Here is a 22,491-nt window from a genome sequence, read left to right as displayed (position 1 = left end):
CTTGGCCGACAACCACGATGTTGTCGTCCGAGTCGATTGCAACCGCCTTTCCGTAATCGTCCAAACCGAAGAAATCCACATCGGTATTGCCGTCACCCGCAAACCCCGTATCCAGGGATCCGTCGGGCAGGAAGCGCGCGACGCGAATATTGCGCCCGCCCACCGTTGGGGTCGACGTGCCGACGACGATGATCCTGCCGTGACGATCGACGGCGGCGCCAGCGATCGACTCGAAACCACTTGTCGTCGAAAACGCCACTCCGATCGACGTGATGTACACCCCACTGGCCGTCAGGTACGTCAGCCGCGGACAGGCGGGACTGCCGCCACAGCCTCCGTCGACCCACGACACCTGCACGATATCCCCACTCGGCGTTTCCAACATCGCCACCGCATGGCGGTCACTCGAGCCGCCGCTTTCGACATAGCGACCATCGTCGCTGTACGTGTTATCGAACTGTTCGGCATAAACACACTGTGCTGAAAAGCCAATCAACGCGATCACTGCGTACAGCGGGTTGAGAACGGATTGCATCAACGACTCCCGGGGAAGAACTTGATCAAGAGTACGTGAACCGGCCGACGGTCGGGACATTGCGCGGACGTGGGCAAACGGCTCGATCGATCGAGATGCTCGGTGCTCCGCACGCTGCGGAAATGGCCCCGGATTGGCCCGACAACGCGACGCACCCGGCGCAGGCCCACCCTTGCGGCCGTCACCATGCACGCGATCGGACACCAGCAACGGAGCCTGTGAGAGCGCAGGCAGAATCGCCGGATGCGGCACCGCATACTGGAAATCCGTCAGCTCCATGGGCGAGCACGTATCCTCCAATCATCCGCATATCGCGCCGAAGTGGCCGTTGGAACAGGACACGTGGGCGTTCAATGGACTGTCCGACCATTCGTCAGGACGCTGCGCCTGCGTGCAACCGCCGACCGTTCGGCGCTTATTCCTCTGTCCGAAGCAGAATGGAAGGATTCGCAGTCCCGCCCCGCTCAATGTATCGCGACCGATGGCGCGCACGTGTCGAACGGTGCGAATCCAAGTTGATGCAAGACACGCAAACGTTCGCGGGCTGCATCCGCGCCGGCGTAGTGCATGTCCTTCAGAACGGATGCGTCGACGTCAGGATAGGTTGCACACACAGTTGCTGCCGTGACGCGCGCTTCATGCGCCAAACGCCTCGCGCGCTTGCTCATCGCAACCGCGTTGCCGATCGCGAACAGCGCGACCACGCCAAACACCGCGCACTGCGCGACATGTCGCTTTCGCGTCGTCGAAGCAAGAGTCAGCAAGCCGACCCAGCCGAGCCAGAACAGACTCGAGAAGCTCACATACCGGCTGGCGAACGCTTGCGTTGCACCTTCGTCGACGCGGCCGAGCGCAGTCAGGATCGACCCGATCACGCCGAACAGCAGAAAGCCGATCCACGGCCATGCCGAACGGCGACGACGCAGCAGAACGGCAGCAAGACCTCCGGAACAAATCGCGAAGAGACCCAGCCAAGGCGCAGCGCCGGTCGCGAACCGTGCAATTCCGGCACCGAGGAAGTTGAGGGCGTAGACGCCAATCTGAAACACGCGCGTTGCGACCGTCACCCATTCGATATGGCTTTCGCGCATGACAATGCTGGCATCGGAGCGCAACGCGTACGTGATGACGATGCTGCCGAGCAGCCACGGCAACGCGAACCCAAGGCGGGCGCCGGGACGCAACTCGCCGCGCACCGCGATCGCGAACAGCGCAATCGGAATCAGGGCAAGCGCGATGCCGAAGCTCAGCACCGCGATGGTCGCCGCGCACAAGGCAATGACGTTGTCACGCCAACAGATTTCCTGACGCGTGAGGCTGCGGATCGCGACGACAGTCCCTGACAGACAGAGAAACACGGCGACCTGCCAACCCCATTGCAAGTTGGCGAGGTGACCCGGATACAGCGCGAGAAATACGATCAGTAACACACTGGCACGCACGCGGACGTCGACCAACGCGAATGTTTCGCGGCATAACACGAGTATTGTCGCCGCATAAACGCCGAGAAAAATCCAACTCGCGAGACAATCCATCCACGTTTGCCCGTGCGAAAGCCACGTCGTGAACAGGAGCACTGCGTACGCGGCGGTATGCAAATGGCCGCCATGGCTGTGCCAGAAAATCGTTGGCGACAGCGATTCTCCCCTTTGCCACGCCGCGTAGAGGGGCGCGAAATCGAGGTGATCCCAAAGCATGAACGGTATCCGCCAGGCCAGCGTCGCTCCGAGTAGCGCGAGACCGAGCACCGCGGCAAACAGGCGGATTGGTGGGTAGCCGCTCATGCGCCGGTGCCAGCGAGGTGGCGCAGCGTCGGCGGCAGGTCTCTTAGGCGAGACACAGAACACTGACTTGAAACGGATGACGGCAACATTGCCATGACGGATATATTCACTTGCAGTATCGCCACAGAACGTCCTTTCATCTCCGTAGCGGCAAGCAAGCGTTGCTTGATCCCGCCTTGCACATCCATCTTCGCATGTCGGCGGCAAGCCAGCCCCGCGTCCCGCTCGCGCCACATCCCGCAGGCGGCTCTCCGCGAAAGAAGAAGATACGCGTCGGTACGTCTTCCCCGTTGGGTGTTGCGTGACGTTCCGGCCGTCCTAGCGCTCGCGAATCGCGGCGGGCCCGCTTCCCACTTGCGTGTCGCGGGAAGACGGCGCAGATCACCGGACGATGAAGGCCTGTAGTAGGACTTTCTTTTGTAGAACGCAGTGCAAGATGTCATCCACCTTCGGCGCATGCAGCGATGCCGTCCATGGCACACCCGAGCGCTGGTTCGGAGGGCACGGCCGCACTTCGGATTTGTCGTCAACAGTGATTAGACGATGCCCTCGTCCTTCTGCAAGAGTTACTTTGACCGGGAGTTGCCGCCCACCGAGGCAGAGCGAGAAAACGCGCCTTTTCAATGGGACCGCAGTCGATGCAGGCAAAGGCCCATTTCGCACCGCTATTTCAACGCCGCCTTCGCCTGTTCCATCCGCGCGCTGTACGCATCCAGCACCGCAGCGGTTCTGACGACTTCGCGACTGGCTTCTTCCCACCGCCGTTCCTCGATCGCCTCTCGAACGCCGGGCAGCGTCTTGACGCCATAGCCGGTCGTCATTCCCGGTGCATAGATGAAGTGCTGGAACCACGGGCGTCCGGGCAGACCCTTCGCATCGAGGAACATCTGCTCCATGCCCTGCAACAGTGCGTTGACCTGCCGGCGCTGTGATGCGGAAACGTCCAGTCCCGACGCGGCGGCGGCTGCATAGGCAGCGTCATAGTCTTTCGAACTGCGCTTCAGGCGCACCAGTGCATTGTCGAGGGGCGCGAAATCGATGTAAGGCACTTCGTCTTCGTGCGGCGGCGCGATGGAGACCTCGGTCGGATCCGCCGACAGCTTGAACGCGTCGATCTGCAGCAGATGGTCCAGCGCCACGCTGCGCTCACGTTCACTGTCGGCCAGCTTGTGCACTTCGTCGGAGTAGTGCGCGACGGTGTCGGCGACATCGCCGAAGCGCAGCGGCAACACGGCGGCATCCGACGCACGCAGCACGATGCGCCCGGCGGTTTGCGCCAACGCAACACCGTAGACGAAACCCGGATCGCCGAACCGCTCGTAGTGCTCGAACGTGTCGTAGTTGGAGTGATACACGCCGCCTTGCTGATCTTCGCCTCCATAACCGAGGTTGATCGATGCAATGCCGAGGTGCTGCAGGAACGCGCTGTAATCGGAGCCCGATCCGAGGCCGCCGATCGGAAGGTCAGCGCCGCTGGCAGCGAGTTTGGCAACACGCTTGCTCTCTTCATTCGCGCTGTCGTCGAACCCTTCCACCTGCAACGCGGCGCGCAAGCGCTGCTGCACGCTGACGCCGGTTTCAGGATCGCGCACATCAGCGGCGACCTGGTTGATCAGATGCTGCAGCGAATGGCTGCCCTCGGCGGAGAGGAATCCGCGGGTGTTCGTATCCGTGTTGAGATACAGCACCGCTTTTTGCTTCAGTTCGTCGGCGTGCGTCTCCACCCACTCGGTCGACCCGATCAGCCCCGGCTCCTCGCCATCCCAACTCGCATACACCAGCGTGCGAGCGGGCCGCCAGCCGGTCTTGACCAACGCGCCAATCGCTTTCGCCTCGGCCAGCATGGCGACATTGCCGGCGAGTGGATCCCACGCGCCAAACACCCAGCCATCATGATGGTTGCCGCGCACGATCCATTGATCCGGAGCCTGCGCGCCACGCATCGTCGCGATCACGTCATAAACCGGCTTGCGGGTCCAGTCCGACGCGATGGCGAGGTGCACCTTGGCCGGGCCGGGACCGATGTGATACGTCATGGGCAGCGCGCCGCGCCAATTCCCCGGCGCAACCGGACCGCCAAGCGCTGCGAGCAGCGGTTGTGCGTCCGCGTAGGAAATCGGCATCACGGGAATCTTCAACACCGTCGTCGCATTGGCGACCGACAAGCGCTTCGCGTTTGCGGTGGCGCCAACGCCCGGCGTCAGTGGATCGCCCGGATACAAGGTCATGTCGGCAACCGAACCGCGCTGCACGCCATCGGCCGGACGCCACCCACCTTTCGGATACGGATCGCCGGCAAAATAGCCGTCCTCGTGTGGATCGGAGTAGATCAGGCAACCGACGGCGCCATGCTCGTACGCCAGCTTGGGCTTGAGGCCGCGCCAGCCGTGTCCGTAGCGCGTGATGACGATCTTGCCCTTCACGTCGATGCCGTGCCGCGCCAGCTCCTTGTAGTCGTCGGGCATTCCGAAATTCACGTAGACGAGTTCGGCGGTCACATCGCCATCGGCGCCATACACGTTGTACGGAGGAAGGCCACCCTCCGTCTTCGAAGACGACGCATCACCTTCGATGGCCGGCTCCTTCAAGCTTGCACTGAACTGCGTGGGTCCGACCAGTTCAAGCGCGTGCGATTTCAGCGTCGGATACAACACATCGAACGTTTCGATGCGCGCATCCCAACCCCACTCCTTGAACTTTGCGAGCATGAACTCGGCATTCGCCTTGTCGTGTGCCGAACCCACCTGATTGGGCTCCGCCGCCATCTGGCGCATCCAGTCGCGCTGATCGTCCGCTTTGAGTTGCGCGTCAAAGCGTTGCTCGAGTGCGCGCTGCGCCACAGCGCCGTCCGTGCTGAAGCCGAGTAGCGGCCCGCTGTTCGCGGCCATGGTCGGGGTCGCCGCACTCGCGCCACCGGCCATCACGAGAAGCATCGGAATCAAAACGGACAGTATCGGTGTCGTGGCTTGGTGCATGGTGAAAACCCCTCGGTTGGGCGTCGATCAGTCAGCCGCCAAGACTACGCCCGTAGAGATGCCCTGCACCCTGCCAATCGGCATGGATGGATTTGCTGGTGCATTGCGACGAAGCCGCGTGAGGCAATGCGACCGCAAGCGCACCGTGCCGCCGTGTCCTGTGAACCTGAAAGGCCGAAACCGAGGCGGCTTCGCACACGTGCGGCGGGTCTTCCAATGGCAGTTCGCGTTTGGACGCGTTCGATCTCGCACGTCCGCCTGCGGTACGTTGGTTCCGCCAAAGCGAGGTGCAGCGCGAGTCCCTGATGTGACCCACGAATCCGCGCTCGCGGCATGCCCGTTCCGGGTCAATCGATCAACCAGATCGCGAAGGCCGCCACTCAACACATTGCCGACCCTGGCATAGCTGCCGGCCATTCCGCCCAACGTGTCGAGCATCCCGCCTTGCGCAGCCTGCGAATCGAGCGCAACCATCGGCGGGAGGGAATGCACCGTACTCCACGCGCGGTCTGCCCAGAGATGTGTCGGCCTGCGCGTGATCTGCACCTGCACCGCGGCGCAATGGCTCGCCCCGGTGACCGGAACAACCACCGGAGCGCTGCGATCGTCGGGGGTCGCGTTGCTCAGGGCGACCTGGCGGATCGCCCCGGCTGCGTTGACGATCGCGGCCTTCGCGGGGTTGCTGTCCAACGCTGCAAGCGGAGTCAGCACACCCGTGCCGTCGACGTTCATTGCGAGCGCGAGCTTGGACGGTTGCTCGTCGGCAGGCAAATGACAGCTGGCTTGAAGCACCTGCGCAAACGCTCGCTATAATCCGCCGAACCGATGAGGTGCGCGACTCCGTACGATTCGATCGCGATCGCTGCGGCGGCGGCGAAAAATCGGGTGGGGTCCAGGCGAATGACGATGCGTCAGCCAACGGGAACGTCGGACGCGATCAGCGGCGTCCCGACGCATGAGGCGGCGGCACATCAGTCGGGACCTGGGCGAAGTCCTTCTCACCATGTAAAAGGCCGCCGATGGGTTTCAGCTCGCCTCTCTTCATTTTCGTGTTCCTGCCGCTGTTCCTGCTCTGCTATCAATTCACGCCGCGGCAGGCGCGCAACGCGGTCCTTCTGTTCGCCAGTCTCGTCTTCTACGCGAGCGGCGACCAGGCCGGGCTGGGCGTTCTCGTTGCATCCATTGTCGGAAATTTCGCCGCCGGAATTCGCATCGATCGCGCGCGCCAAACCGGACGCAGTGCCCGACCCTGGCTGATCCTTGGCATTCTGTTCAACCTCGCTTTGCTCGGCTGGTACAAGTACGTCGGATTTTTGACGCGCAATGCAGACCTCGTCGCCGGGTTGGTGGGTCGACCGAACCTGATTCCGATTGTCGATGCCGTGCTGCCACTCGGAATCAGTTTTTTCGCGTTCCAGGGAATGAGCTACCTGATCGACGTCCATCGCGGAACGATCGGCGCCACCCACCAGCTGCTACGCTTCGCAACCTACAAGTCGCTGTTCCCGCAACTGATTGCAGGTCCGATTGTCCGTTATCGCGATGTCGCGGCCGAACTCCGCGAGCGAGAGGTCGACGACCCTGCATACACCGAAGGCCTGCTCCGGTTCACCGGGGGTTTTTGCAAGAAAGTACTGCTCGCGGACACGCTCGCGCAGACGGCCGACGCAGTCTTCGCGCTTCCTGCAAACGAACTCTCCTTCGCCACCGCATGGGTCGGAGTGATTGCCTACAGCCTGCAGATTTTTTTCGATTTCGCGGGCTATTCCGATATGGCGATCGGACTCGGCCGCCTTCTCGGCTTCCGTTTCCCGGAGAATTTCAACGACCCATACGTCTCCCGATCGATCCGCGAGTTCTGGCGACGTTGGCACATGACCCTCTCGTCCTGGTTTCGCGATTACGTTTACGTGCCGCTCGGCGGCAACCGGCGCGGATCCGCGCGAACCTATGTCAATCTGATGATCGTGTTCGTGCTGACCGGCTTCTGGCACGGTGCGTCCTGGACGTTCGTCGTCTGGGGACTGTGGCACGGCTCTTTCATGGCCTTCGAGCGCGCCGTCGACTTCGAGCGTCGCGCGCTGTCCGCGGCCGCGCGGCACGTCTATGCGTTGGCGGTGATCGTCGTCGGCTGGGTCCTGTTCCGCGCGAACAGCTTTGAACACGCCACAGCCCTGCTGCAGGCGATGGCGGGATTCGCGTCGAACAGCAATGGCCATCCGGCACTGGAGTTCCTGGATCCGGCAACGGTCCTTGCGATGTTCGTTGCGGTTTGTCTTTCAGTGCCACCCACACGACGTCTCTCCGGCTCTGTGCTCCGATGGTTGCATCCAGTCGTCGTTTCGGTACGCATTGCAACCTTCGGACTCGCATGCGCCAAAGTTCTCGCGGGCGCCTATAGCCCCTTCCTCTATTTCCGGTTCTAGTCGATGCCTCGCTTGCCGCCCCGGCTGAACTATCTCCTTTTCATGCTGGCGATTTGGACGCCACTCGTGGCCGTCCTTGTCTCGCCTGCATTTCCTCGGTTCGTCGAATCGCTGAGAGACCACACTGCTACGCCCGACGTGGCAAAGAACCGGCTTCGGGCGGCGACGCCGCTCTGGAACGACGCGGTCGCTGCATACAACTCCCTCGCCTACCGCATGGGTGTCTCACCCCAGCCCGCATCGGCGGTCGTCGGCCGTTGGGGCTGGCTTTTCCTCGGCGATCGCTTCGACCGCAACCTCGCACAGGCCGTCGGCCGTGACGCGCTCGATGCGACGCAGGCGACGCAATGGGTGGAAACCGCATCGCTGCAACGCCGGTGGCTCGCCGCGCGCGGAATCGCGTCGATGATCATCATCGCGCCTGCCAAATGGTCCATCTACCCGGACATGCTTCCAGCATGGACAACGGCGGTCACGAAGACCCACTCGTTCGACCGACTGCTCGAGTACCGCGCAACGTTGCCACTGCTGGATCTCAGACCGACGCTTCGCGAGGCCCGCCATCACGCAGACACGTATTCGCCCTTCAATTCGCATTGGAACGACTACGGCGCTTACATTGGTTGGCTCGCGATTACCCGGCATCTCAACGAACGTGTGCATGGACTGGAAAAGTTGGCGGCACCGCTCTTGAGCGGCGTCGCGGAACGCGACGATGGCAATGAATTTGCCGCGATGCTCAGCATCGAGCGACCGAATCCGTGGACCACCGTGCAATTGCAGGCCCCGCTCGCCGATGTCGATATCCTTGACGACTCCGGGCACGCTCGCAAGGTTGTCGGTAACACCTCCACCGATTTGCTGGATCTGCCGCGCACCACGCACACCGCCGTTGCACGCTCGCCAATGAGGGCTCTGGTGTTGCGCGACTCGTCCGGGAATTCGCTCTCTCCTTACCTGCAGGATGCCTTCGCAGACACCCTGCAAGTGGATCAGCATTGGGCCGAACCCAATCGGCGTCCGAACCTTCCGGCGCTGGTCCAGCAATACAAGCCTGACGTCGTGTTCTGGATCATGACGGAAAGGTACCTGGGTCAACCGTTCGGAGACCTGTCCTACTGGCGATCCGCGACCGCCTTCGACTGTGCGCGCGCCGACGCCGGGTCAACGGAATCGGTCCTTGTCGCCGCACCGTCCGCATCCGGTGCAGCAGGGCGTGCGCATCCCGCAAAGCAGGTTGCACTGGTCGTCATTGACAGCTCTCTGGAATCGATCGCACATCTGCGTTGGAACGACGACAAAGGAGAGGGAGACCGTCTGATCGCCGTCGTGCCAGGCCGCAACGATGTGTTTGTCGAGATTTCAGGGCACGTGGTGGACGGAAGCGTCAGCGTCACCGGATCCGGAGCGAAGCTGGTGGAGGTCCGTTCGCGGTCCTCCCTTGATACAAGCAGCTCGGACGAATGCAACAGATGATCGATCGGATGGCGGGGGTTAAGTGGCGTGTCCACATGATGCCCGGACTTCCGATGCAATTGAACATCGGCGCGATTGACGCACAGAGGATCGAAGGCATGAACAAGATGACGTTTGCGTACTATTCGCGCGGAACCGTGCTCGCAGCGGTTCTGGCGTGTTCCGCGTGCGGTGAGGAAGTTCGCAGCGCGCAGTGGTGGATGGGTCACGGCCCTGAACTTCAGGCGAAGTTGATCGAGTGCAAGAACAACCCGGCTAGTGAGAAGGACGACAATTGCCGTAACGCAACGGAAGCATTTGTCACGCTGGTTTCCGCCACGGCGCAAAAAAATGGCGCAAGCGCACCCGCGGCACCCGGGCAGCAGCCATCGACCAACCCCTGAGCCTGCAACGTGTTTGATCAGGCCGAATCGTCAAGCGTGTGGTCTGTGAGTTTGCAAAGGAAAAGGGCGGGCCGATTGTCGGCGCTCAGCCTCGTCTGACCGGCTCAGGGCCGCGACGTCGGTTCTGGCGCCGATCGCTTACTGGTGCGTGGAAATTCCGCGCGGATTGGGCGCCGCTTTCTGTTGGGCATCCACGGTCATGATTGTCATGAAGGCGTGACTCGCGGCGCGACAATTGGCATCGTTCTGGGCACTGATGCGTGTCCGGCAATCATTGAGCTTGGCTTGCAACGCGGGTCCGTTCGCCATGTACCAAAGCGCAGTCCTCGGCTGATCCTTCCAGCTGACGATGGCAACCGGCGCGTACACCGCGAGCGCGATGAGCACCATGACCACCGGCAAGCGCCTCGCGGAATTCGCACGACTGCTCGCAGGTAAGGTCATGCCGCCGTGTCTCGCAGCAGTCGAAGGCGCTTCTGGCCATCGGTCCACGTGCACAGGCGCGATATGCCATCCGCCAGTATCGTTTTTGGAGCCCACGACAAACCAGCTTGCGCGCGGTGGATGGAGCACGACGCATGCCGCACGTCGCCGTGGCGAAACTGTTCGGTGACAACCGGCTCAGGCGCATCGTAGATTTCCGCGAACAGAGCGGCAAGCTCCGCGATGGTCGTCGGTCTGCCGCAGCCGATGTCGAACGGTGTCATCTCGGAAAGTGGACTAGCGGTTGCTGCCAGGATGGCATCGACCACATCCTCGACATACACGAAATCGCGAACGATCTGTCCATCTTCATACAGCGGAATTGCGCGACCCGCTTTCGCGAGCTGGGCGAAATAGCTGCAGATGCCGGTGTACGGATTCTTCAGCGATTGCCCCGGACCGTAGACGTTTTGCAGGCGAAGCACGGCGCACGTCACGCCGAGGGAATGACACCACGCGCTCATGATGTGTTCCTGCGCAAGCTTCGTTGCTCCGTAAATGCTGACCGGATTCGCCATCGTGGTGGTGGCACTGAAGGGCAACGGTCGCAGCCCGGGGAAATCCCAGACTTTCTTGTCCAGCTGCGCGCGTGTTCGCTGGCCGGGATAGATGGCTTGGCGATGATCACCACTGTGCCAGGCGCCCTCCCCGTACACCGCGCGGCTGGATGCCAGCACGATTCGCTTCGGAATGCGGTCGTGGCGAGCGAACGCATCGAGCATGACCGTCGTTCCCAGCACGTTGACGTGGGCGTGTCGGCTGCCCTCGAGGAGTGACTGGCCCGTGCCTGTCTCTGCTGCCAAATGCACGACCGTGTCGGGCGCGCGCTCGGCCAGCAGTTTTTTCCACGTCTCGGGCTTCGTGACGTCTGCGACGACCAATTTGACGCCCGCGTGCAACGCGTCGGGCCGCGAAGCAGATGCGTGGACCTGGGGGTGCATACAGTCGATCGCAATCACCTGATCGAAGCGAGAGACGAGTTCATGCGAGAGGGCGCAGCCAATGAAACCGGCGCCGCCGGTCACATAGCAGACGCTTCCGGACGCGGAGGAGGAATTCCCTTTGCTCAGCATGGACGTCTCCAGACGTTAAACGAAGCGCATCGTACATGGCGCCAGGCTCCTGTGGGAGAGCCAGATGCAGCGACTCCGATGCTCGAACGTGGTGTACCGAGGTCACTCACGACGCAACACCGGCTGTTTTGCGGGTTCCCGTCGCGCGGCGGATAAACGTGTCGGAACGCGTCGCGACGCCTGCGCGATGCGAAATCGCAACGAATTGCGCAGTGCCGTCACCAGCCGCTGAAATGAAACGCGCACGCCGGTGTCAGCGGCCTTGGCCCGCTCTTCCGCCTCGGTGCCGTAGATCATCTGCAGAACTTGAGAACGGATGTCTCCGGTGCGAAAACAGCTGGACAGCAGCTGCATCTTGTATTCGAGCTTCGCATAGTTCCTTGCGGCTTGGCGTGCGGTGAAAACGCAGCGGGTCGAGTAGCCCTCGCTCTGGGCGCAATACGTCAACAGCCGTTCGATCGCATGCGGGAGGTCCATGTCGCCATACACGGTCTCGTCGAATTCATTCCACGTCCACGGATGCGCAAACAGGGGAGCAAGCGCCTGCGGACGAAACCAGAACATCGAGCCGTAGGCGGCGAGCGGCGTATGGACGTCCGGCTGCAGCGCGATGCCGAGGCGCTTGGCGATCGCAGTCACCCGAGGCTGATTGAGGAACCAGGCATGCCCGAGCGTCGGATAACCGATATGCACGACCGGAGGCAATACCATGCCGACGCGCGGATCGTCCTCGAATACGTCGAACACGCTCGACACAAATCCGGGCGACGCCAACAGGTTTTCCAGCAGGTGTCGCTTGAAACTGGCCGCGCGGACTGCGCCGTCCTGTGGTGACTTCTTGGTGTGGAGGCGACAGAGGAGCCCATAGTGTCCGGAAAGGACAACATCCCGCTGCTCGATCAGAAGCGCCGCGGTATCCCGTCCCACGTTCGATGCGACGACGTCGACTCGTGTCGAGCCCCGATCAAACGACGCCAGGCGTTGCATGATGGCGTGCTGTTTATCCGCGCTGTCCGTCGTGACGTAAAGATCGAATGGACACGGGATGTGCCCCGCGTAGTCGAGCAGCTCTTCGAGAAGGTCGACGTAGTACACGTGCGCAACAACGGCTACCGCACCGAATGTCCAGCTCGTGCGCATTCCCGGGTCGCGCGCGTCGGTGAAGACGTCCAGGAGTTCGAGGTTGGTGTACACGGTGCGCAGGTTGACTGTGCGCAGCAGGTTCTGGTGGATCAGACCAATGTCGTAACTGGAGGTGGTGCGAATCAGGTCCAGCGCGCGGCGCAAGTCGATCGCTTCCGATTCCATATAGATCGGATCATGGAAGAAGGCCCTCCGCTTGATGATCGGGCAGCGCATCTCGATCATCCGATCCACTTCCATCAGCATCGGATGGGCGGTGTGAAAATCCTCGAGGTCCATGTAGACGGAAAATGCGTGTCCGAGACTGCCGAAATGCTGCGTGAACCTGCTCTCGTGATGGGTGATCGAATCCACGTACGAGCGGATCGGCGGCATCTGCGACCAATACGACCAGAATGCGTCGGAATCGAGCAACGGTTTCCGGACCGCAATGAAATGCGACTGGATATGGAACGGAAGCACGTCGCCGCCGGTCAACGGGTTCGGTCGCAGTTCCTTGTGTGCGGAGATTCCCCAGAAATCGCACGCACGCGATTCCATCGCCTCGAACATCTCGGCCAGAGGGAATATCGGCGCGAAGAAGGTGTAGTTGAGCAGAAGCAGCTCGTCATACGACTCCACTGCGGCACGGCCAAGAATCTCAAGACCTTCCTGGTAGCCCCCGACGTCGAAGCCGGTATTGACGCGCACCAGAACGTCATCTGAAACGGACTTGAGCGCAACCAGTCCGTCTGGCAAAGGAGGCCCGTTGCACACGATGACGAGGCGATCCACGTGCTCGCGAAACGCCTGCAGCGCCGTGATGACGTAGGGATCGACGATGCCGGCCTCGTCATAAAATAGATACAATGCAATGCGCGACCACTCTCGTGCGTGCGTTTCGCGCATCAAAGGCCTCCTGGAATTCGGGCTCAACATCGCCGAGCTGGACGCAGAATATGAAGTGTGGGTCCACAATCCTGTATCGCCACGTGCGCTTTACGGCCAACTTCATCTGAGGTTCCGAAACCTCGAATCATGTTCTTCGGTCACGCCGCTGGCCACAGTTTAACAACCCGGGATCATCGGAATGCAGATTCTTGCACCTCTCAGCGTTTTCCGGGCTCATCCAGCGTTGGTATGGCAGGTGGCGAAACGCGATGTCCTCGGCCGTTACCGCGGATCCACATTCGGATTGTTATGGGCACTGGTCACACCGTTCCTGGTCTTGACGGTCTATACCATCGCGTTCGGCTACGTGATGGGCAGTCGTTGGCCGCACACAGAGAACAGCAAGGCAGGTTTCGCGATGATTTTGTACGTCGGACTCATCGTTCACGGCTTCTTCGCCGAGTGCCTGACCAGAGCGCCGACGCTTGTGGCGGGCAATCCGAACTACGTCAAGCGCGTGGTGTTCCCGCTTGATGTGCTGCCGTGGGCGCTTGTCGCGGGTGCGCTGTTCCACGAGTTGCTCAACGTGCTCGTGTTTGCCGTGGTGTATTCCGTGCTGGTCGGGTTGCCGCCGGCAACCATCGTCTATTTCCCGATCGTGCTTCTGCCGCTCGCCGTCCTTTGCACAGGCGTTGCATGGCTGATGGCTTGCCTCGGCGTGTACTTTCGCGACATCAACCACGTGACCGGCGTGCTTGCGATGGCGATGCTGTTTCTGTCCTCCGCAATCGTCCCGGAGGATGCGATCCCGATTCAATATCGATGGTTGATCGAGATCAATCCGCTGACCTTCATTATCGACCAGGCAAGGAACGTCGCGTTGTGGGGAATCACACCGGATTGGTTGGGCCTGGGTCTGTATCTCTTCGCCGCGACGGCGAGCATGTACGCCGGGTTTGCAATCTTCCATGCCACCCGCCCGGGATTCGCCGATGTCCTCTGACTGCGCCATTCAACTGCGGACGGTTGGCAAGACCTTTGCGACGTATGCCAAGCCGCATCATCGGCTGACGGCGTCGCTCCCATGGTCGAGGACGGAACCGGGGCGTTTCACCGCGTTGAAGGACATCAACCTCGATGTCCCGCGCGGCGAAACACTCGGCATCGTCGGGCGCAACGGTTGCGGGAAGTCGACGCTGTTGCAGATCGTCTGCGGCATCCTCCAGCCGACCACCGGTACCGTCCGTACGGTTGGGCGGATCGCCGCGTTGCTCGAACTGGGCGCCGGATTCAATCCGGAATTCACAGGGCGGGAAAACGTCTACCTCAATGCCGCAGTGATGGGCCTCAGCCGCGCCGAGACGGATGCGAAGTTTGAGCAGATCATCACCTTTTCCGGAGTCGGCCATTTTCTCGACCAGCCGCTCAAGACCTATTCGAGCGGCATGTATATCCGGCTTGCGTTCGCGGTCGCGATCAACGTCGACCCGGATCTTCTGGTGATCGACGAAGCGTTGGCGGTCGGTGACGAGGCCTTCCAGCGGCAATGTTATGCGCGCATTCGCGCAATCCGCGATTCCGGCGCGACCGTGCTGTTCGTCTCGCATGGATCAGCCACCATTCTGGAACTGTGCGACCGCGCACTGCTTCTGGACGCCGGTGAAATGCTTGCCTTGGGTTCGCCGAAATCGGTGATGGCGTGTTATCACAAACTCTTGTACGCACAAGCCGATCAAGTGTCCGCCGTGCGTGCATCGCTCGCAGCCGATTTCCTGCGGGGCAGCGTGGCCGAGTCTGAGGTGGAGGTTGGAGCACGTTCCGGCACGACGAACGACGCGCCGGCGGATTCTCTCGATCCGACATTCGTTGCGACTCCGCTTTTCTACCCGCAACAGGGCGCTCGAATCCATGCTCCCACGCTGATGACCGCCGATCAGCGAGAAGTCAACGTGCTGATTCCAGGCGGGTGGTACACCTACACCTACCGCGCTTCGTTCGATCGGGACGCAGTGCGGGTGCGCTTCGGAATGATGATCAAGAGCATCACGGGACTCGAACTTGCCGGCGCAGCCTCGGCGACCCATGGCAAGGGCATCGACGCGGTCGCACCCGGGTTCGAGGTTGTCGTGCGGTTTCGCTTCCGCTGCCTTCTGGCTCCGGGCACTTATTTCATCAACGCGGGGGTCCTTGGCTGCACCGAAGAGGTCGAAATCTTTCTTGCGCGTATCGTCGATGCGACGATGTTCCGAGTGATGCATGAAACGGATCGCCTCGCGACCGGAATGGTCGACCTGGACGTCTTGCCATCGGTCAGCGTCTGCGAGCGGCCTGGAGCGGGCGTCGACGCGGAACTCGCTGGTGTGCTCCCATGAACGCGTCGTCCGACATCCTGCAAGCGTCACCGCTGATCGTACTCGGCATGCATCGCGGCGGAACCTCTGCGTTTGCCGGCCTGCTCCATCGGCTCGGTTACGATCTTGGGCCGACGGTCATGCAGCCGGTCGATGGCGTCAATACGACCGGATTCTGGGAGCATCTGGGCGCATTCCGCATCAACGAGCAATTGTATTCAGCGCTTGGCCGCTCGCGCTTCGATCCACGCGAAATGCCGCAGAACTGGCAAAGCCTTCCAGCGTTCCGGAGCGCGGTCTCCGACGCTCGCGGTCTGATTGAGCGCGATTTTTCACCGACTCGACCGTGGGCGATGAAGGACCCGCGATTTTGCCGAACACTGCCGATCTGGCTCGAAGCGATGGAGCAACTGGGCTACCGGCCCCGTGCCGTGCTGGTCGCGCGGGATCCGCGTGATGTCGCGCGATCGCTGCAGGCGCAGAAATGGGTGGACTCGCCCGCCCGCTCAAACCTGTGCTGGTTGCAGCACATGCTGGAAGCGGAACGATACACGCGAGGAATTCCCCGTGCGATCGTCGGATACGACGCGATCGTTGACCATTGGCGGACGGCAGTCAAAACCGTGTTCGACACGCTTGAGATCGATTGGCCGGAGGGTGATTCCGGAAACCATGCGGACGTCGACGCGTTCATTGATCAACAGCAGCGCCATTTTGGATCCGACGCGGCGAACGCCACTGATCAACCGACCCTGCCATCTCTCGTGAACAACCTGTGGACGTCGCTGTCGCACGGACGAGCGGAGTCGTGGTCCGACATCGCGCGGATCTCGGCGGCCTATTCGGAGGGTGCAGAGGTGTTCGGCCCTTGCCTCGACGAAGCGATCGTGGAAGCCACACTCGCACATTTCGAAAACGATCGCCGCGAAGCCGCATCCCGGGTTGAGCTGCACGTCGATGCATCGGAGGGGCCGGCGCAGCAGACATGGCCGGCAGGATCTGCGCCCATGGATCGACGCCGTCCACCGGGCATTGTGGATGTTCACACGTCGCTGACGGAGCTCCGCGATCGTCTTTCCGAAATCATTGATGCATCGAAACGCGTCGACGACACGGATCACTCCGACGGATCGGCGAGCGAACGTACGGATCCGTCAGGCGATTGATTTCGGCCAGCGACCTCGGCTGCTGCGGTTGGAGCAGCGATAACAGCATTTTGCATGTGGCAGGTGAGTCTCGCCTTATGTTTGCCCCAGGAAACGCGCGTCTGCACACAGATCCCGGGATCGACGACGCACTGCGCCGTGATGTTCTCCAGATCAGACAGGCGAACGGGGGAAGAAGACAGCTGAATCAGCAGTGCTGACGCAAGCGTGCTGCGAGCGATCGGTATGTTCCGGTGGTGATGGTGACGAATGCGGCTTCGATTGGAGCCAACGGCCTCAATACGTCCACCGCAAGTTCTGTTCGGCGAAATGACGCAATGACAGAGTCCACCCGTCCGGAGCCTACCCCGATGACACGATGTCCTGTTCGTATCGGTTGCGCGGGTTGGTCGTTGCCCGGCAACGTCACAAGCGAATTCCCGCATCCAGGCACTCATCTCGAACGCTACGCTGCAGTCTTCAATGCAGTCGAGATCAATTCGTCTTTCTACCGGGCCCATCGCGCGTCGACGTACGCGAGGTGGGCGTGCTCGGTACCGCAGGATTTTCGATTTTCGGTGAAGGTCCCGAAAGCAATCACCCACGACCTGCGCTTGAAGAAAAGCACCCAGCCTCTGACGAAATTCCTGCACGAAGTCGACTCCCTCGGCGACCGCTTGGGAAGTCTGCTGATTCAACTCCCGCCGAGTCTCGCGTTTGACGATGCAACCGTGGAGCAGTTCCTGACATCGCTACGCAGGATGTACGACGGCCCTGCAGTGATCGAGCCTCGACACGTGAGTTGGTTTCAGAAAAGGGCCGAACAATTGCTTAGCGCATTCGATACTGGTCGGGTGGGCGCTGATCCGCCGGTGTGTGATCAAGGAGCTTGGCCACTTGCCTCGGCGAAGCCAGCGTATGTGCGGCTCCACGGAACGCCAACGGTGTATGTCTCCAACTACGACGACGGGCGACTCATCGCGGTGGCCCGCGAACTGGACCACCGTCAAGCGGGTGGCCAGCACGTCTGGTGCATTTTTGACAACACGTCGCGAGGATTTGCGACCCAGAACGCGCGGACACTGCAACGCCTGCTGACGCTATTGAACGCGACGCCCACGGCTTGATGATGACTCGCTCGACGACTCGTACGCCCAACTGAAGGCAACGTGGCGAGCAGCGAGCACAACGGACTGCCTCCGAGAAGAAGGCTCCGATGTGCCCGGACCAAGGGGTTCAATTACCGCGCCTTGTCGTCATTTCCCATGCCAGCCGGCGTTTTCGCCGGGTCGTTGGGTTGGTCATCACCTGGCCGATCGTTCGGCGAACCGTTGCCGGGCATGGGTTGTGGAGACGGTGTCTTTCCCAAGCCACCCGCATCAGTCCCCACTTGGCTTTTCTTCTCGCTCATTCTGCTCTCCTGGTCTGTGATCCATACGCTGCGATCCGCGCGCGGAATCGACGCTGAATCGATGCACTCGTGCGCAGGCTGAATGCCAACCGCGCGGTTCGCCGAAGTCATCAGGGATGTTAAGCGCGTGCACGCTAAAACGAAGACTCGAATTCCAGGAGATCCTCATGCGCAGCATTCTCGCCACCCTCCAGAAAGAGCACGACGTACTGCACGGACTTTTCGAGCGAATGAATGAAACGACTGATCGCGCAGTAAAGACGCGCGAAGAGTTGCTTGGGACGATCGAGGCCGCATTGATTCCGCACGCGAAGTGGGAAGAACTGGTGTTCTATCCTGCATTCGCCGCAAAGGCCGGCCACGACCAATTGCTTCAGCATGCAGAGGCGATCCAGGAGCACCGGGCGGTCGAACTGACCGTTCTGCCGGACCTCCATGCATCTCCGTTTGACTCGCGTCAGTTTGCGGGATCCGCGAAAGTCCTTGGCGAACTCATCAAGCATCACGCAGGTGAAGAAGAACGGGAGATGTTCAAATCCGCGCGTGAACTCTTCTCGACTGCCGAATTGGCGCAAATGGACGTCGACTACGAGGAGTGGAAGGAATCGTTCGCGTCGAAATGGATCACGGCGCACGCACAGATCAACACTGCGGTGAAGGGCGCCTTGCGGTCGCCGAAGGCGCCAGGCTAAAGCGATCTGCGTTCACCGAATCGTGCCGTGGAAATTGAAGTCATGACCGACGATCTCAAGCCAAGCGGCGAGCACGTTTTCCGCTCGAATTTGATCAACATCCATGACGAGGGCGACGTTCGATATTGGACGGAAAAGCTTGGTTGTACCTCGGACGAACTGAAGATTGCTGTTCTGGGTGCTGGCGCCCACGTCCCAAAAGTCCGGGAGTGGATGGGTAAAAACTGGAACCGTTGACCACGGCAGATCCAAGGAACAGCGGACGAGTCACACCATCGTCATTCCCGCGAGCGCTGGAATCCGTTTAGCCGATGATCTCTGCGGAAGAGATCAAACTCGATTTCTGCCATATCGCGGGTCAGGACGGCCGCGATGGGGTGATGACGCGTCCCCGGACCAACCGGGTCACGCGTCGTCTTGGTCGACGAGAAAATGAGCTCGCGTCCATCGGCGCGTCGCAGAGGTCGGCTATTGTTGAAATCGCCGTACGTCGTCCGCCCGCTGAGCGATCAAATGGCCAAAGTCGGAGGCGATATCTTCGAGCAGCTCCGCAGCGTCGTACGTTCCGACGATGTCGTTGCGGATGGCGTCTTCCGTCTCCGTGAGCGGGGAGCAGTAGACGCAGCCCTCGCCATCCACCCAGACAATCGCCGCCGCGTGGCGGACACGCTCCGTCACATGGATGGCAAGCGTGTCTATCGGATCGTCGAGCGTGCCAATGCTGATCCTGGTCGTCTCCACGCTGAGTCCCCTGCGAGTCCGCCCTGATCAGTCAGGCGTGATTTTCACGGATGCCGCGGAAGGTTTCAAGGGGACGTTCATTCGGGCATCGGATTGCCGGCGCGTTCTTGCGCCATCGCGCGCAGGTCGTCCTCGATACACCTCAACGAGTGGCCGGCGCCAAAAGTCCCAACGATCCATCGCACGGGAACGGGAGGGTGCTGATCGGGTTCGCCGAGGAAGATTCGACGACTGTCGTCGATCCAGACCATGCACGGTTTTGTGTCAAGCAGGTGGCAGACGGCCCCGGCAATGGACGTGAGGTCGTCGTCAAGCGTGCCAAGTCTCAACACTGTGCTCCGCATGGCGAGTCTCCTGTGCAGCTGCAGGAAAAACCGCCAATATCTTGAGACAATTCACGCGGTGCTGTCGATGCGAATTCGCGCTATGGATGAGCACATACCGTCATAGTGCCGAGGGCAATGGGGCCGGAAAAATGCAGCGCTCGGGCACACTGCATCATCCACCAGGGACGCTTCCCATAATGGGCAACACGATGCCCGTGATGTAGCTGGAGCAGATCGCCGACGCAAGAAACACGTAGGCCGGTGAGATCTCTTCCGGTTGCGCCGGACGCTTCATGTCCGTCGACGCCCCGAACGACCGCACATCATCCGCGGACCGGTCCGCCGGATTCAGCGGGGTCCACACTGGACCCGGGGCAATGGCATTGACGCGGATGCCTCGATCGATGACGTTCGCCGCGAGCGCTTTGGTAAATGCGTGAATCGCGCCCTTCGTCGCGGAATAGTCCAGCAGCTCCTTTGCACCGTACAGGCCCGTTTCCGATCCGGTATTGATGATGCAACAGCCGGCTTTCATGGTCGGAAGACACGCCTTGGCCATGTGGAAGTACCCGTAGACGTTGGTCTTCATTGTCAAATCGAAATGATCGCTCGACAGATCATCGATCGACGCCGCGTGCTCCTGGAACGCCGCATTGTTGACGAGAATGTCGACTGATCCGAATTGTTTCAGCGTCTTCGCAACGGCGTCGTGGCAGAACGCGATGTCCTTCACGTCGCCCGGCATCAGCAGACACGATTGACCTTCGCTTTTGACATGTTTGGCGGTTTCCTCGGCGTCCGCGTGCTCATCCAGATAGACGATCGCGACGTCGGCCCCTTCACGGGCAAAGAGGACCGCGACCGCGCGACCGATGCCGGAATCGCCCCCCGTGATCAACGCCACCTTGCCGGCCAGCTTGCTGCTGCCCTTGTATTTCTTCGCTTCGAAACGGGGACGGGGTCGAAGATCGGACTCCAGACCCGGCTTGAGGAGATGTTGCGGCGGAAGCGGCGAACCAGGCTGTTCCGTTGCCGACGTCTTCGGTGATCCTTTGACTCTTGCGCTGCCGCTCTTGGATCGTTTGGAATCTTTTGCGTCTGTCTCGGCCTGGATCTTTCGTTGCGCCTCAACGGTCGCTGTCATCAATGTTCGGGAAGATGGTGCCTTGCGCTTCATCGAAAACCTCCACAGGCGGGCGGGAGGTTCAACGTAACGCTGGAACGATTTCAAGCCGCTTAACGGGAAGCGTTCTGCGAGGCACCCATTCAGTGTGTGCCGGCCATTCACCAGCAAATCACGCGCGCTCTTTCGGCACGTCGATGTCCGGCTCCGTGCGTGGCCGCTCGCATTGCACTCAGGTCTCTGCGACCGTCCTGCATCACACGTCGGGCTGCAATGATGAGTGGGGTAGCTCCATCGATCACTGCGAGCTCAAGTCCGAAGGCGTTGAGCGCCATCGATTGGGGCCGTCACGTCGGTGCGTCCCACGTCGATCTCCCGGCAATGCTGTCGACAGGGTGCGTCAGTCGCTCGCGTGCGCCAAGTCGACGTTTCTCGCGTAGCGGCGGCGAGCCAAAAAAAACCCCCGCGCGAAACGCAGGGGCGAAACATCAACGATCGTTCGAGCATGCCATCCTGGCGCCATCCATGGCCGGAATTCCGTCTGGCATCGCCTCCGGCGACGCGGGGGGCCGGCCCTTGATTGGAAGGCCGGCGCGTGGCGCTCACGCGCGACGCGGACTGGAAGCGGCAACGGACTCCTGTCCGCGCTGCATCTGGGGAGAGAGAATGCCGCGCATCGGGGCGATGTTCCGTGCCGCACTGGCCATCGGTGACGACGACTGGCGCACGTTGCAACTGTGAACCGGTTCACACGAACACCGAGCAAGTCTGGGAAGCCCGCGGGCTGGCGAGTCAGGACGCGCGCTGTGCGATCGTGATGCGCTCGTGACCGGCGGTGTCGCGCGCAGTCTCGATGGCAACGAATCCACGCTCATCGAGCAATGCGCGCACACGTGCGGCCTGATCCCATCCGTGTTCAAGCAGAAGTGTGCCGCGTGGATGCAGGTGTTCTGGCGCGGCTGCGACGATGCGGCGGATTGCATCGAGTCCATCGACACCCGAGGACAACGCGGATGCAGGCTCGTAACGAAGATCGCCTTCGCGCAGGTGCGGGTCATCGAGTGCGATGTACGGCGGATTGGAGACGAGCAGATCGTAGCGCTGGTCGCCCAGTGCATCGCACCAGTCGCCTTGCGCAAACGTGACGTTGCCGATGACCAGGCGTTTCGCATTGGCGCGGGCGATCGACAGCGCATCGCCGCTCGCGTCGGTCGCGAGCACACGCGCTCGCGGACGCTCGCGCGCAAGCGCGAGCGCGATCGCGCCGGAGCCGGTGCCGAGATCCGCCACCGCGCAGGTTGAATCCGCCGGCATGCGCGCGAGTGCGAGTTCGACCAGCAGTTCGGTTTCCGGTCGCGGGATCAGCACGCCGGAGCCGACCTCGAGATCGAGCGACCAGAACGCGCGTCGTCCGGTCAGGTACGCGATCGGCTCGCCGCGTGCACGTGCCGCGATCAACCGCGCGAAATGCGCCGCGCGTGCTTCATCAACGTCCGATTCGGGCCACGCGAACAACCACGCACGCGACTGGCCGAGCACGTGCGCCAGCAGGAT

The 22,491-nt window shown here is 61.4% G+C and carries 18 protein-coding genes; 9 read left to right on the top strand and 9 right to left on the bottom strand.

The annotated features are described in order from the left end of the window. From ABIV12_RS15200 to ABIV12_RS15190, 3 genes are all read right to left on the bottom strand, one after another. The coding region (locus ABIV12_RS15200) for a hypothetical protein (RefSeq protein WP_348060827.1) at nt 1–535 on the bottom strand (535 nt) is incomplete at its 3' end. A 464-nt stretch (nt 536–999) separates the two neighbouring features. Next, complete coding sequence (locus tag ABIV12_RS15195; RefSeq protein ID WP_348060825.1) at nt 1,000–2,319, bottom strand: hypothetical protein; 1,320 nt, start codon at nt 2,317–2,319, stop codon at nt 1,000–1,002. 665 nt (nt 2,320–2,984) lie between these two features. Beyond that, nucleotides 2,985–5,294 carry a M28 family metallopeptidase gene (locus tag ABIV12_RS15190; RefSeq protein ID WP_348060823.1) on the bottom strand — a complete coding sequence of 770 codons (2,310 nt, stop codon included), beginning with the start codon at nt 5,292–5,294 and terminating at the stop codon, nt 2,985–2,987. A 1,019-nt stretch (nt 5,295–6,313) separates the two neighbouring features. On the opposite strand from ABIV12_RS15190, the gene ABIV12_RS15185 reads away from it, so the two are divergent. The 3 genes from ABIV12_RS15185 to ABIV12_RS15175 all read left to right on the top strand — a co-directional run bounded on the left by ABIV12_RS15185 (nt 6,314) and on the right by ABIV12_RS15175 (nt 9,579). Next, on the top strand, nt 6,314–7,720 hold the full coding sequence (locus tag ABIV12_RS15185; RefSeq protein ID WP_348060821.1) for an MBOAT family protein: 1,407 nt from the start codon (nt 6,314–6,316) through the stop codon (nt 7,718–7,720). 138 nt (nt 7,721–7,858) lie between these two features. Beyond that, nucleotides 7,859–9,196, top strand: a complete 1,338-nt coding sequence (locus tag ABIV12_RS15180) for a hypothetical protein (RefSeq protein ID WP_348060819.1) — start codon at nt 7,859–7,861, stop codon at nt 9,194–9,196. Nucleotides 9,197–9,294: 98 nt separating this feature from the next. Next, nucleotides 9,295–9,579 carry an EexN family lipoprotein gene (locus tag ABIV12_RS15175; RefSeq protein WP_348060817.1) on the top strand — a complete coding sequence of 95 codons (285 nt, stop codon included), beginning with the start codon at nt 9,295–9,297 and terminating at the stop codon, nt 9,577–9,579. 138 nt (nt 9,580–9,717) lie between these two features. Here the strand turns inward: ABIV12_RS15175 and ABIV12_RS15170 are convergent, their stop codons facing one another. The 3 genes from ABIV12_RS15170 to ABIV12_RS15160 form a co-directional block, all read right to left on the bottom strand. Beyond that, nucleotides 9,718–10,023: a hypothetical protein gene (locus ABIV12_RS15170; RefSeq protein ID WP_348060815.1), complete on the bottom strand. Its 306-nt coding sequence runs from the start codon at nt 10,021–10,023 to the stop codon at nt 9,718–9,720. Then, nucleotides 10,020–11,135: an NAD-dependent epimerase/dehydratase family protein gene (locus ABIV12_RS15165; RefSeq protein ID WP_348060813.1), complete on the bottom strand. Its 1,116-nt coding sequence runs from the start codon at nt 11,133–11,135 to the stop codon at nt 10,020–10,022. The genes ABIV12_RS15170 and ABIV12_RS15165 overlap by 4 nt, the downstream gene beginning before the upstream one ends. Before the next feature lie 102 nt (nt 11,136–11,237). Beyond that, complete coding sequence (locus ABIV12_RS15160) at nt 11,238–13,166, bottom strand: rhamnan synthesis F family protein (protein WP_348060811.1); 1,929 nt, start codon at nt 13,164–13,166, stop codon at nt 11,238–11,240. A gap of 181 nt (nt 13,167–13,347) precedes the next feature. Between ABIV12_RS15160 and ABIV12_RS15155 the strand changes: the two genes are divergently transcribed. From ABIV12_RS15155 to ABIV12_RS15130, 6 genes are all read left to right on the top strand, one after another. Continuing rightward, nucleotides 13,348–14,151, top strand: coding sequence for an ABC transporter permease (locus ABIV12_RS15155; protein ID WP_348060809.1), 804 nt, complete (start codon nt 13,348–13,350; stop codon nt 14,149–14,151). Beyond that, a complete protein-coding gene (locus tag ABIV12_RS15150; protein WP_348060807.1) occupies nt 14,141–15,520 on the top strand; it encodes an ABC transporter ATP-binding protein in 1,380 nt (459 codons plus the stop codon). Before ABIV12_RS15155 ends, ABIV12_RS15150 begins: the two co-directional genes overlap by 11 nt. Next, entirely contained in the window at nt 15,517–16,665 is a 1,149-nt protein-coding gene (locus ABIV12_RS15145; RefSeq protein ID WP_348060805.1) for a hypothetical protein, read from the top strand. Before ABIV12_RS15150 ends, ABIV12_RS15145 begins: the two co-directional genes overlap by 4 nt. A 350-nt stretch (nt 16,666–17,015) precedes the next feature. Next, complete coding sequence (locus tag ABIV12_RS15140; RefSeq protein ID WP_348060803.1) at nt 17,016–17,771, top strand: DUF72 domain-containing protein; 756 nt, start codon at nt 17,016–17,018, stop codon at nt 17,769–17,771. A gap of 451 nt (nt 17,772–18,222) precedes the next feature. After that, on the top strand, nt 18,223–18,747 hold the full coding sequence (locus tag ABIV12_RS15135) for a hemerythrin domain-containing protein (RefSeq protein ID WP_348060801.1): 525 nt from the start codon (nt 18,223–18,225) through the stop codon (nt 18,745–18,747). Nucleotides 18,748–18,789: 42 nt separating this feature from the next. Then, complete coding sequence (locus ABIV12_RS15130; protein ID WP_348060799.1) at nt 18,790–18,984, top strand: DUF3606 domain-containing protein; 195 nt, start codon at nt 18,790–18,792, stop codon at nt 18,982–18,984. A gap of 231 nt (nt 18,985–19,215) precedes the next feature. Here the strand turns inward: ABIV12_RS15130 and ABIV12_RS15125 are convergent, their stop codons facing one another. The 3 genes from ABIV12_RS15125 to prmC form a co-directional block, all read right to left on the bottom strand. Continuing rightward, entirely contained in the window at nt 19,216–19,488 is a 273-nt protein-coding gene (locus ABIV12_RS15125) for a hypothetical protein (protein ID WP_348060797.1), read from the bottom strand. 498 nt (nt 19,489–19,986) lie between these two features. Continuing rightward, on the bottom strand, nt 19,987–20,958 hold the full coding sequence (locus ABIV12_RS15120; protein WP_348060795.1) for an SDR family oxidoreductase: 972 nt from the start codon (nt 20,956–20,958) through the stop codon (nt 19,987–19,989). 771 nt (nt 20,959–21,729) lie between these two features. Next, the coding region (gene prmC, locus ABIV12_RS15115; RefSeq protein ID WP_348060793.1) for a peptide chain release factor N(5)-glutamine methyltransferase at nt 21,730–22,491 on the bottom strand (762 nt) is incomplete at its 5' end.

This window comes from Dokdonella sp. (assembly GCF_039926425.1).
Lineage (GTDB): Bacteria > Pseudomonadota > Gammaproteobacteria > Xanthomonadales > Rhodanobacteraceae > Dokdonella_A.
The sequence above is the reverse complement of the archived record's forward strand: the minus strand, read 5'-3'. Positions and strand labels throughout refer to the sequence as shown.